This window comes from Paraburkholderia sp. SOS3 (assembly GCF_001922345.1).
Taxonomy (GTDB): domain Bacteria; phylum Pseudomonadota; class Gammaproteobacteria; order Burkholderiales; family Burkholderiaceae; genus Paraburkholderia.
This window is the reverse complement of record NZ_CP018812.1, coordinates 397,600-410,122: the sequence shown is the minus strand read 5'-3', so window position 1 is coordinate 410,122 and position 12,523 is coordinate 397,600. Positions and strand designations below refer to the sequence as shown.

Annotated in this window: 9 protein-coding genes; 6 read left to right on the top strand and 3 right to left on the bottom strand. The window is 61.6% G+C overall.

Annotated elements, in window-relative coordinates; all coding sequences use genetic code 11:
* The first annotated feature begins 5 nt into the window (after positions 1-5).
* From BTO02_RS21865 to BTO02_RS21850, 4 genes are all read left to right on the top strand, one after another.
* A complete protein-coding gene (locus BTO02_RS21865) occupies positions 6-1,574 on the top strand; it encodes an efflux RND transporter periplasmic adaptor subunit (protein WP_075159342.1) in 1,569 nt (522 codons plus the stop codon).
* Positions 1,571-4,804 carry an efflux RND transporter permease subunit gene (locus BTO02_RS21860; RefSeq protein ID WP_075159341.1) on the top strand — a complete coding sequence of 1,078 codons (3,234 nt, stop codon included), beginning with the start codon at positions 1,571-1,573 and terminating at the stop codon, positions 4,802-4,804. The genes BTO02_RS21865 and BTO02_RS21860 overlap by 4 nt, the downstream gene beginning before the upstream one ends.
* Positions 4,801-5,151 (top strand): copper-binding protein, encoded by a 351-nt coding sequence (locus BTO02_RS21855; RefSeq protein ID WP_075159340.1) that lies wholly within the window; start codon positions 4,801-4,803, stop codon positions 5,149-5,151. The genes BTO02_RS21860 and BTO02_RS21855 overlap by 4 nt, the downstream gene beginning before the upstream one ends.
* A 116-nt stretch (positions 5,152-5,267) precedes the next feature.
* Complete coding sequence (locus BTO02_RS21850) at positions 5,268-7,253, top strand: S9 family peptidase (protein WP_232243631.1); 1,986 nt, start codon at positions 5,268-5,270, stop codon at positions 7,251-7,253.
* Positions 7,254-7,317: 64 nt separating this feature from the next.
* Here BTO02_RS21850 and copM read toward each other — a convergent pair whose 3' ends face one another.
* Positions 7,318-7,719, bottom strand: coding sequence for a CopM family metallochaperone (gene copM / locus BTO02_RS21845; protein WP_075159339.1), 402 nt, complete (start codon positions 7,717-7,719; stop codon positions 7,318-7,320).
* Positions 7,720-8,049: 330 nt separating this feature from the next.
* On the opposite strand from copM, the gene BTO02_RS21840 reads away from it, so the two are divergent.
* Positions 8,050-9,129, top strand: coding sequence for an acyltransferase family protein (locus BTO02_RS21840; protein ID WP_075159338.1), 1,080 nt, complete (start codon positions 8,050-8,052; stop codon positions 9,127-9,129).
* A 65-nt stretch (positions 9,130-9,194) separates the two neighbouring features.
* Here the strand turns inward: BTO02_RS21840 and BTO02_RS21835 are convergent, their stop codons facing one another.
* Entirely contained in the window at positions 9,195-9,842 is a 648-nt protein-coding gene (locus BTO02_RS21835) for an isochorismatase family protein (RefSeq protein WP_075159337.1), read from the bottom strand.
* Positions 9,843-10,187: 345 nt separating this feature from the next.
* Between BTO02_RS21835 and BTO02_RS21830 the strand changes: the two genes are divergently transcribed.
* Complete coding sequence (locus tag BTO02_RS21830; RefSeq protein WP_232243630.1) at positions 10,188-11,717, top strand: HdeD family acid-resistance protein; 1,530 nt, start codon at positions 10,188-10,190, stop codon at positions 11,715-11,717.
* Positions 11,718-11,743: 26 nt separating this feature from the next.
* Here BTO02_RS21830 and BTO02_RS21825 read toward each other — a convergent pair whose 3' ends face one another.
* Positions 11,744-12,364, bottom strand: a complete 621-nt coding sequence (locus BTO02_RS21825; protein WP_075159336.1) for a VOC family protein — start codon at positions 12,362-12,364, stop codon at positions 11,744-11,746.
* Between the last annotated feature and the right edge of the window lie 159 nt (positions 12,365-12,523).

The following is a 12,523-nucleotide window of genomic DNA, read 5'->3' as shown; positions in this document are numbered from 1 at the left end:
CAACCATGAACAGGAAGCTAATCGTACAGGCCGTCGCGTCGGTGCTTGCCGGCGTGACGTTGCTGGCGGCAGGTTACGTCGTCGGCACGCACCGCGCGGCGACCACCGGTTCGATGCCCGCCATGACGGCCGCTGCAGGATCGGGCGACAAGGCCGATGCGCAATCGGGCCGCAAAGTGCTGTACTGGCACGACCCGATGGTGCCGAACCAGCATTTCGACAAGCCGGGCAAATCGCCGTTCATGGACATGCAATTGCAGCCTGTCTATGCGGACGACGGCGGCGGCAGCACCGGCATCCGCATCAATCCGGGCTTGCAGCAGGACCTCGGCATACGCTACGCAACCGTGCACCGGCGCGAGACGAGCGAAGGCTTCGATGCGATCGGCACCACGCAGTTCGATGAGTCGCGGGCCGATGTCGTGCAGTCGCGCGTGAATGGCTATATCGACCGTCTCTATGCCAGTGCGCCGATGCAGCGTATCGCGAAGGGCGCGCCGATCGCATCGCTGTTCGTGCCCGACTGGCTCGCGCCGCAAGAGGAATATCTGTCGCTCAAACGCGGCGGCATGGACGATGCGTTGCTGCAGGCCTCGCGCGCGCGCATGCGTGCGATGTCGATTCCCGAAGGTGTGATCGCGAGCCTCGATCGCACGGGCCGCGCACAGACGCATATTGTGCTGTCGTCGCCCGAAAACGGCGTCGTCAGCGAACTGAACGTGCGCGACGGCGCGATGGTGACGCCGGGTCAAACGCTCGCGAAAGTAGCGGGCCTGTCGAAGCTGTGGCTGATCGTTGAGATTCCGGAGGCACTCGCACTCGATGCGCGGCCCGGCATGCGCGTCGATGCGACCTTCAGCGGCGATCCGACCCGGCACTTCACGGGCCGCATTCGCGAAATCCTACCGGGCATCAGCACGACGAGCCGCACGCTACAGGCGCGGCTCGAGATCGACAACGCCGATGGCAGGCTCACACCCGGCATGTTGATGCGCGTGCATGTAAGCGGCGCGAAAACGGTATCGCGCCTGCTCGTGCCGTCCGAAGCCGTGATTACCACCGGCAAGCGCTCGGTCGTGATCGTGAGAAACAGCGATGGACGCCTGCAGCCTGCCACCGTCACGGTCGGCAACGACGTCGGCAACGAAACCGAAGTGCTCGGCGGCCTGAACGACGGCGACACGGTCGTTGCATCGGGGCAGTTCCTGATCGATTCGGAAGCGAGTCTGAAGTCGGTGCTGCCGCGTATTGAAGGCGCGCCGGCGTCTGGGCCGGCTAGCGATGCGCCAGCGCCCGGTGCGTCGGCGTCCGCAGCGGCATCGGCTGCAGACGCGGCCTCAACCTCGAGCTACGAAACGACCGGCAAGGTCGAACAGATCACGCCCGCCAACATGACGTTCTCGCACGAGCCCATTCCCGCGCTCGGCTGGCCCGCGATGACGATGTCGTTCAGCAAGCCCGCGCCGAATGCGTTCGCGGATGTGAAGGTTGGCGACACCGTGCACTTCGTCTTCAAACCGTCCGACGACGGCTATCAGCTCACGAAGATCGAACCCGCAGGAGGCGCCAAATGATCGCGCGCATCATTCGATGGTCGATTCAGAACCGCTTTCTCGTCTTGCTCGCCACCGTGCTCGTCGTGGCATGGGGTGTGTATTCGCTGCGTGAAACACCGCTCGATGCACTGCCCGATCTGTCGGATACGCAGGTGATCATCAAGGCGTCGTATCCGGGCAAGGCGCCACAGGTGATCGAAGACCAGGTCACCTATCCGCTCACCACCACGCTGCTCGGTGTACCGGGCGCAAAGACGATCCGCGCTTACTCGTCGTTCGGCGACGCCTTCGTCTATGTGCTGTTCGACGACAAGACCGACCAGTACTGGGCGCGTTCGCGTGTGCTCGAGTATCTGAACCAGGTGCAAAGCCGTCTGCCGCCGGGCGCGACCGTCTCGCTCGGGCCGGACGCGACCGGTGTGGGCTGGGTGTACGAGTACGCGCTCGTCGATCGCACCGGCCACCACGACCTCGGTCAACTCCGCGCGCTCAACGACTGGTTCCTGAAGTTCGAACTGAAGGCGGTCCCGGATGTGTCGGAAGTGGCGAGCATCGGTGGCATGGTGCAGCAGTATCAGGTCGTGCTCGATCCGGACAGGCTGCGTGCCTACAACATCACGGAGCAGCAGGTGGCCGACGCCTTGAAGAAGGCGAACCAGGAGTCGGGCGGCTCGGTCGTCGAACTCGCGGAGTCGGAATACATGGTGCGCTCGTCGGGCTATCTGCACTCGCTCGATGACTTCCGCAACGTCGTGCTGCGCACCAACGACGCCGGCACGCCGGTACTGCTCGGCGATGTCGCGCGCATCCAGATCGGCCCCGAAATTCGCCGCGGCATCGCGGAACTGAACGGCCAGGGCGAAGTGACCGGCGGCGTGATCGTGATGCGGTCCGGCAAGAACGCGCTGACCACAATCGAAGGCGTGAAGGCGAAACTCGCGGACCTCAAGCGCTCGCTGCCGCCCGGCGTCGAAATCGTCACGACGTACGACCGCTCACAGCTGATCGAACGCGCGGTGGACAACCTGACGGACAAGCTGATCGAGGAATTCATCATCGTGGGACTCGTCTGCGCGGTCTTTCTGTTCCACCTGCGCAGCGCGTTTGTCGCGATTCTCTCGTTGCCGCTCGGCGTGCTCGCTGCCTTTATCGTGATGCGCTATCAGGGCGTGAACGCGAACCTGATGTCGCTGGGCGGCATTGCCATTGCAATCGGCGCGATGATCGATGCGGCAATCGTGATGATCGAGAACGCGCACAAGCACCTGGAGGCCTATGAGCATGAACACCCGGACGAACCCATCACAACGGCGCAACGCTGGGAGGTGATTGCGACCGCGGCGGCGGAAGTCGGTCCCGCGCTGTTCTTCTCGCTTCTGATCATCACACTCTCGTTTATCCCGGTGTTTTCGCTGGAAGGGCAGGAAGGCAAGCTGTTTTCGCCGCTTGCGTTCACCAAGACCTATACGATTGCCGCTGCCGCGGGCCTGTCGGTCACACTCGTGCCGGTGCTGATGGGTTATCTGATCCGCGGGCGCATTCCGCGCGAAACCAGCAATCCGATCAACCGTTTGCTGGTGAAGCTGTATCGGCCGCTGCTCAACGGCACGTTGCGACGGCCGTGGTTCGTGATCGGGCTCGCAGCCGTCGCGCTCGCACTAACGGTTATTCCGCTATCGCATCTGGGTGGCGAGTTCATGCCGCCGCTCGACGAAGGCGACCTGCTCTATATGCCGACCGCTCTGCCTGGAATTTCGGCCGACAAGGCGTCCGAGCTGCTGCAGCAGACAGACCGGCTGATCAAGACCGTGCCCGAAGTGAAAACGGTATTCGGCAAATCGGGCCGCGCCGATACGGCCACCGATCCGGCGCCGCTCGAAATGTTCGAGACGACGATCCAGTTCAAGCCGCGCAGCGAGTGGCGGCCGGGTATGACGCCGCAGAAGCTCGTCGACGAACTGGACCGGACCGTGAAGGTGCCGGGGCTCTCGAATGTCTGGGTGCCGCCGATCCGCAACCGGCTCGACATGCTGTCGACCGGTATCAAGACACCGGTGGGCGTCAAGGTTTCCGGGCCGGATCTGACGAAGATCGATGAGGTTGCCGCGCAGGTCGAAAGCGCGGTGAAGGGCGTACCGGGCGTCACGTCGGCGCTCGCGGAACGACTGAACGGCGGACACTACATCGACGTCGATATCGACCGGCAGGCAGCGGCGCGCTACGGGCTTTCGGTCGGCGATATCCAGGACGTCGTGTCGACGGCGGTCGGCGGCGATAACGTCGGCGAAGTGATTGCGGGCCGCGAGCGTTTCCCGATCAATATCCGCTATCCGCGAGGCGTGCGCGACTCGGTCGACAAACTGCGCGAGTTGCCGGTCGTCACCGATCGTGGCGCGCAGATTGCGCTTGGCGATGTCGCCCATATCGCGATCGACGATGGTCCACCGATGATTCGCAGCGAAAACGCGCGACTGTCCGGGTACGTCTACATCGATATCCACAATGTCGACCTCGAAACTGCGGTGAAGGCGATGCAGCAGGCCGTTGCGCGGAAGGTCACGCTGCCGCCCGGATATTCGATCGAGTGGTCCGGACAGTTCGAATATCTCGAGCGCGCAGCGGCGAAACTGCGGATGGTGATTCCGGTCACGCTGGTCGTGATCTTCTTGATGCTGTTCCTCACGTTCAACTCGGCCGCCGACGCGCTGCTACTGATGTCGACCGTGCCGTTCGCGCTGGTCGGCGGATTCTGGCTGATCTGGATGCTCGGCCACGCAGTGTCAGTGGCGACCGCGGTGGGGTTTATCGCGCTGACGGGCGTGGCCGCGGAATTCGGCGTGGTCATGCTGCTGTACCTGAAGGAAGCGCTGAACCGTCGCCTGAAAGCAGGCGAACCGCTGAACGAAGCGACACTGACCGATGCGATCCGCGAAGGCGCCGTGCTGCGCGTACGACCCAAAGCGATGACTGTCGCAGTCGTGCTCGCAGGCCTCATTCCGATCATGATCGGACACGGCGCGGGCTCCGAAGTCATGCAGCGGATTGCCGCGCCGATGGTCGGCGGGATGATTACCGCGCCGCTGCTGTCGATGTTCGTGATTCCCGCCGCCTGGTTGCTGTTGCAACGACGCCGTTTGCCGCGCAACCGCGAAGCCCCGAAGTCTTTTGCAGTCGCGAGCGGCGCGCGAGTGCCATCGTCCCCTATCGGCACGTCCGTGCCGTCATCCCACTCTGGAGAAACATCATGAAGAAGTCGAGTATCTTGTTCATTTCGCTCGCTGCTGCCGCAACCAGCAGCGCCGCGTTTGCCGACGACATGACAGGCATGAAGATGAGCGCGGGCGCCATGAGCCATGCGCCGGCGGCCGGCAACGACGCGATGACCGATGCCGTCGTCAAACATGTCGATACGGCGAGCGGTATGGTGACGCTCAAGCACGGAGCGCTCGCCAATGTCGGCATGCCGGCCATGACGATGGCCTTCAAGGCGAAAGAGCCGGCGATGGCGAGGAGCGTCAAGCAAGGCGACAACGTGAAGGTGCGCGTCGAAAACGTGGACGGCACGCTCACCATCGTGAAGATGGCGAGGCAGTAAGCGTCTGGCGGGCGAGGACGCGGGCTGGCGGGCGTCCTCGCTGCGACATGGAAGCTCGGGGACGATCAGGCGATGCGTGAGGCACCGGGCGATCGCTGTTTGCGATAAGGTGATGCATGCAGCAGCTCCACCACCTGACGATGCTACCCGCACACATGAAAACCGTTCCTGCAATCAAACCGTATGGCGCGTGGAAGTCTCCCGTTACGACGCACCTGATCGTCGGCGACACGATCCGTCTGGGCCAGCCCGCGATCGCGCGCGACGCTATCTATTGGACCGAAGGCCGGCCGCAGGAACAAGGACGCAATGCACTGGTCCGTTACGCAGGCGGTGCTGCGTCCGATCTGCTGCCGGCGCCTGTCAGCGTGCGCTCGCAAGTGCATGAATACGGCGGTGGTGCGTATGCGGTCGGAAGTGGCGGCGTGTACTTCAGCAATGCGGCCGATCAACGCCTCTATGCGCTCGACGCCGATGGCATCGGCATGCCGCGCGCATTGAACGGGGCCGAAGCCGGAGCGCAAGGACTGCGCTTCGCCGATCTGATCGAAGACAGCCGACATCGACGGCTAATTGCCGTATGCGAAGACCATCGCGGGCACGCTCACGAACCGGTCAACTTTCTCGCTGCGATCGATCTCGACTCCGGTTCACTCACGCGCATTGCCGACACACACGACTTCTTCTCATCGCCGTGTCTAAGTCCCGATGGAAGCCGTCTTGCGTGGCTCGCATGGAGTCATCCCGACATGCCGTGGGACGCCACGGAACTCTGGCTCGCCGATATCGGCGGCGATGGCCGCATTGGCACGCCGCGCCGCATCGCGGCGGGAGTGACGGAGTCGCTGTTTCAACCTGCGTGGTCGCCCGCGGGGCAGCTTCATGTCGTGTCCGACCGCAGCGGCTGGTGGAACCTCTATCGTCTCGACGGCGACGAAATGATTCCGCTGCATCCGATCGCAGCGGAATTCGGCAAGCCGCAATGGCTGTTCGGCATGACGACCTACGGCTTCGATGCGAATGGGCGGATTCTCTGCATCTATGAGCAGGACACCGACTCGCGCCTTGCCATACTCGATCCCGCCGCGAGAGTCTTCGAGCCGGTCGACATGCCGTTCTGCATGATGCGCGACCTTCACGTGCATGGCGACAAGGCAGTTTTCATCGCTGCCACGCCGGCATCGTCCGAGGCGGTCGTCGAGTTCGACCTGACGGCCCGCACGCATCGCGTACTGCGCAGCTCGAGCCGGACCGACGTGGATCCCGCCTATACGTCGATCGCGCAGCCAATCAGTTATCCGTCGACGGGTGGCAGGACCGCGCATGCGCTGTACTATCCGCCATTCAATGCGGACCATGCGGGCCCCGCCGATGAACGCCCCCCACTGCTCGTGGTAGCGCATGGCGGTCCGACGAGTTCGTCGGACCGATCGTTCAAATGGAACGTTCAATTCTGGACCAGCCGCGGCTTCGCGGTGGTCGATGTCAACTACAGCGGCAGCAGCGGCTACGGCCGTGCTTACCGCCAGCAATTGAGCGGGCGCTGGGGCGTCGACGACGTGGACGATGCGGTCGCCGCGGCGACCTATCTGGTCGACCAGGGTCTTGTCGACAAAGAACGCCTTGCCGTGCGAGGCGCCAGCGCCGGCGGGTATCTGACGCTTTGCGCGCTGACCTTCCGCGACTGCTTCAAGGCGGGCGCAAGCCACTATGGGATCGGCGATCTGGAAGCATTGCTGCGAGGCACGCATAAATTCGAATCGCGCTACCTGTTCCGGCTGATCGGGCCGTATCCGGAACAGAAGGCGCTGTATCGCGAGCGCTCGCCGATCAATCATGCCGACCGGCTGTCGTGCGCGATGATCCTTTTCCAGGGTGGCGAAGATAAGGTCGTGCCGCTCGACCAGGCCGAAGCGATGTACCGTTCGGTGCGCGAGAAGGGTTTGCCAGTCGCATCGATCGTGTTTCCCGAGGAGCAACACGGCTTTCGCGTTGCCGACAATATCCGGCGTTGCCTCGAAGCCGAACTGTACTTCTACGGAAAGATCTTCGGCTTTGAGATTGCCGACGCGATCGAGCCGATTGAGATCGACAATCTTTGAACCTCGCATGCGACAACTGGCTTGGCATCCTGTTGAGCCAGTTGTCGCGCGCAGACGAGATCGCTCACTTGCCCTCGTGTTTTGCCAGCCAACGTTTCATTACTGCGATTTCTTCTTTCTGCGCCTTCACGATATTGCTCGCCAGCTTCTTCATCTGCGGGTCTTTGCCGTACTTCAATTCGACCTCAGCCATGTCGACGGCGCCTTGATGGTGGGGCAACATGTGCGTAACAAAGTCCTTATCCGCATCACCGGTGTATGGGGGCGCGCTCATGTGCTGCATCATTTTCTGGTCTGCCTCCTGGTATGCCTGTGTGGCTGGCGAGGAGTCAGCCGAGGAACCGGCCATGTTCATATGCATGCCCGGCATCGACGCAGCCTGCTGCGCGTTGGCGGCTGCGCCGGCCGCGCCGATCGCGAACGCCGTACAGATTCCGAAAGCTCGAACGAGGACCCGCTTGTGCATGTTGCATCTCCTTGGTTGAGAACTACAGTACGACCTTCCGTCCTGGTTTCGCACCCAGGCTTGAACGGTATTCGGGCGAAAGCCGGTGGCCGGGAAAACGGTGACAGCATGGACCTTCCCACACTGGGAAGGTCAAGAACTCCAATTTTGCCGTTTGCCGCTGACACACGCGTGTGCGCGGCGGCGTCTTGTTCGCGTGCCACACCTGACAGGAGTTGAAAGAGGAGGGGGTAGCTGCCGCATGCGCTATCCTTGCGCACTCGCGCCGCTGAACGGCCTGCGCTGTTGGCCACAGCATTGATTTCGACCCGAAGGGAAGCCGGCACCCGCATGACTCAACGCAAGTACACCAACCTCGATGCAATACGGGGGCTAGCCGCAATTCTGATCGTGTTCCGTCATGCACCTGTGATGTTCACTTCGCCGCAATTCCAGCAAAGCTATCTTGCGGTCGACATCTTCTTTGGCATGAGCGGCTTCGTTGTAGCAAACGCATATGAGTCACGACTGAAATCCGGAAGTCTCACCTTCTTTTCGTTCCTGAAGATAAGGCTGATACGTCTGTTGCCGTTTTATCTGCTCGGGACGTTTGTCGGCCTCTTCGAACATTTTTTCCAGGAGCCCGGTAGCCAACCTGCAGGCATACGATCGGCGATAAGCATGGCGTCGCTAGTGCTGCTCCCGCTGCTGATGTTGCCGTCGAGAGCCAAGCCTCTCTACCCGGTCAATAATCCCGCATGGTCTCTGCTCTATGAACTCGTTGCAAATTGCGCATACGCGAAATTCGTCAGAAAAGACAACACATACGCTCTCGTATCGGTAATCGTTCTGTCAGGGGCGGTTGTTTTCGTATGCTCGCTTTTGCACGACAGCCTTGACGCCGGATGGAATGTGTCCGGTTGGTACGTTGCGCTCGCGCGAGTCGTATTCTCATTTTCCATAGGCGTGCTCCTGTATCGTCGGCGTACAGCGCATCATCGCAAAAGCGCCGGCATATCCGCACTAACCTTGGTTTGTACGGCACTGATGCTTTGCATCAATGTGCCTGCAACCTGGACAGGTATTGCCAGCGCAGCCGAAGTCCTTCTAGGCGTGCCGGCACTTGTTTATATCGCCACCGTCGCGGAACCTCCGTCATGCGTCGCACCGGTGTTCGCGAGACTTGGGCGAATATCGTACGGTCTTTACATCACGCACGTGCCCGTCCTCATGTTCCTGTCTAAGCTTCCCGTCAACAGGGAGCGCATGTATGGCGCCGATGCACTTCTGGCGTTTCTTTGCGCGATGCTGGCGCTGATTGCCATCCTCGACAGGTATGTCGATATTCCCGTGCGGCGCGCGCTATCTAAACGCTTCGTGCGAAGCGAACCAGCGAAAAAGATCCAGGTCCCCGTCACAACGGGGACCTGAAGCCACTCCCAGCGCAAGCGAATTGTTTCGCTTCGCAAAGACATCGAGCGGCAACGCCGCCTCGCTTATTGCATCGCGGCCACGACCTCGTCGGTTGTCAGCACCGCGTGCGCAAGGAACTGGTAGTTGACCAGGGCGGCCTGATAGCCGTCTCCCCACACGGGGTGCCGCGGCCCTGCAGTCGCATCCTTCACGACCGCGATCTCGAAGCCCTGCTCGAGCAGTTCGCGCAGGTGAGATTCGACGCAGATGTTGGCCAGCATGCCGCCGAGCACCACCTTGCCGATACCTCGTTTGCGCAATTGCAGAGTCAGATCGTTGGTCTGCGGCCCCCATACCTTATGCGGGCTCGCCACGACAGTCTTGCCGTCTTCGATGTATGGCTTGAACCGTGCAAGCCAGTCCGCGCCCGATCCTTCGAACCCGCCGAGATTCAGTGGCCCCTTGCGCGCGAAACTGCGAGTCTCCACTTCGCCTTGCTCGAGCGGACCGTATGACTTCCACGCGTAGTCGGTCGGATAGAAGTAGTGAGGCGAGATAAAGACTTCGTATTGCTGTGCTTTCGCCGCCTTGAAGATGCGCTCCATATTGTCGACCGTGCGGTTTTCCGTCACGCTCGCGCCTACCACTCCCCAGTTCACGCCATGCTCGCTGAGCACATCGTTTTGAGGGTCGATAAATACCACTGCGGTGTCGCTGTTGCCAAGTTTCATGTCCGCGTCCTGATCGGGTTGAAGTTTGATTGAGTCGCGCTTTGCCGCAATCTAACCGTAGCACCGGGATAACAGAAAGTATTCGACGGCGCCGAGCAGATTCCAGATTTGCACGCAGGCGGGAGGCCAACTGGTTGAACGCTGCGTTCGACATTACGGTATGACGATTCGATAGTCAGGGTGCCGAACGGGCGCAATGCGACGACGTTGAATTGTTCTGAACAAAATCAAAGCCCACGTCGAGTCGTGCACGACGAACTATCATCGTTGTGTTGCCGGCGGTCGGTGCGTTGGTTCAGTTGCGGTTCCTCAGCCACGGTCTCCAGACGAAGGGAAGATCAAGCCATGGTCCGTCTTGTGATGATCCTGCTCGGTGTCGACTATCTGCGCACGCGCTGGCGCGAACTGCTCGCGGTAGGATTTCTAAGCACCGTGTTAGGGGTGGTGATTTTCTGCGATGCGCTCGACGGCGCGCTCTGGTTCCCCATCGTTCCATTCGTCGCTTTGCTTCTGCTCGAAGGCCTCGCTACGCTAGCGGTCGCCTGGACCGGCATAGGCGGACAGCGCACGCTGCGCTATGTCAAAGGTGTGACCTTTATCGTGTCCGCCGGGCTCGTGCTGATCGGAGGCGTGCACGGCAACTTCATCCTGTCGTTGATTTTCGGCACGCTGTTTCTCGCGGACGGCACGCTTCAGATCATTGCCGCGGCACTCGTGCGCTACCGCACATGGAAGGTGGCGATTGCGGGCGGCGTACTGGAAATCGCCATTGCGATCTTTTTCTACCAGCCCTATCCCGATCACTATGCGGGCACCATCGCATACTGTGTCGCGTTCGGACTGCTGTTCGGCGGCTGGAACATGACCTTGCTCGCGGTCCGTGTGCGGCGCATGGCGACAAACCCCGTCGTGGCCGACGAAAAGCGCACGGAGCATAAGGTCGCGGCGATGGAAGCCGCCGCAATGCGGGCACGAGCATCCACAGAAATGTCCACGCAGGACGTACCGAAGCCTCCGTCGCCGAACGCGTCCAGCGACGCTGCCGAACGGCGCGACCATGTTCTGACCATACACGTGTGGACGCCGGTCGGTTCGGCGAAATCGCAGGCACGACGGCAGCCGATCATCGACCGCTACATAGCCGCGGTCGATCGAAACGGCGCGATCTCGACAGGCCATGCCGCGCTCGAGTCGGCGGAAGGCGTTTATATCAGCCTGTACCCGGCCATTGAAATCGAGCGGTCGCCGGACGAGTTCTCGCGCATCCTGCGTGCGACGCGGGATAACGACGTGCCTGGCGTGTTCCAGCCCGACTACCAGACCGAAGCGAAAGCGTGGTGTCCTTCCACGCGTCAGGTCCGCATACACAACTACGATGCGCAACGGCTCGAACGTTTCTGGGCCGAATATCGCCGCACGACAATCTACAACCTGACATACCGCAACTGCTCGAGCACGGTCGCGAAAGCGCTGGAAGCGGCAATCGAAGGAGCGTCGGCGCGCGCGTGGGGAATGGACCGTGGCTGGAAGCCGTTTCTACATATCGCCGTGACGCCTGAACTATGGGTTGCGGCACAAGTCAGAAAGCGCGCAGCGACAATGGCGTGGACGCCCGGCCTCACCCTCGACTATGCGCGTGCACTCAGCATGCTCGCGGACCCGCACCCTTCCGGATGGGTGAAAATGGCGCGCCTTGCGCTAAGAACGATGCACGAGTCACGTGTGCGCTGGCGAGCCGAGAAAGCAGCCGCGCCGAATATCGATGACACGAACGCGTTGGAGCCCGCTGTGCAGCCGGTGTTCGCCGATACCGGCGCAAGTTCCGGTGGAAATCCTGGCGCAAATGTCGGCGCCAACACGAGTGCACAGCGCTGATTGCCTGCTCATCGGCCAACGGCGAGTCACCCGCCCGACTCGCGCCCCAGATAGTCGGCGTACCAGTCGGCCCAGTTTTCGTCATGCTTGCCGGTCTTCTTCTCATGCTCGCCATGCGCGGCGGCGGCACGCCGGAGTGCCGCCGCCAGCTCTTGCGACGATGTGAACGCGATGTTTTGCGCGTCGACGCGTCCAGGCAGGCGGGTCGTGACCTCCTGAAAGACCCACCCGTTTCCATCGGGATCGCTAAACGAAGCGAAGGATCCGTAACTGTTGCGCGCAGGATGCAGGCCGCTTACGCGTCCTTCTTCGCCGGCATGATGGAAGAGCCCGCCTGCGTCGTGAAAAACTTCACTCACGTCGACACCACGCGCGACAAGCGCTTCGCGGGCAGCCACCACATCGGAGACGATCAGGTGAAGTCCTTGCACCGAGCCCGGCGCTTCGGTGGTGACGCCCGTGCCGAACAGAATCGAGCAGTGCGAACCGGGCGGCGTGAAGTGCACGACGCGAAACTGCTCGTCCTTCACGATATCGACGTCGAGCCTCCAGCCTAAGGCGGCGTAAAACTGCTTCGCGCGATCGACGTCCGCTACCGGAATGACGACCACTTCCAGTTTCATGTCGACTGTTTTTGCATTGCTCATGTCGCGATCTCCTTGAATTTGGGATGCTCCGAGGAAGGCACATGCAAAGGGGCACGCAAAGGGACACGCTACAACAGCGGCGACTTGCGCCGCTTCAAAATCGCACTGATTGCCCATCGAATCCCCGATCGCCGAGCATCATCGATTCTCGCAACCAAT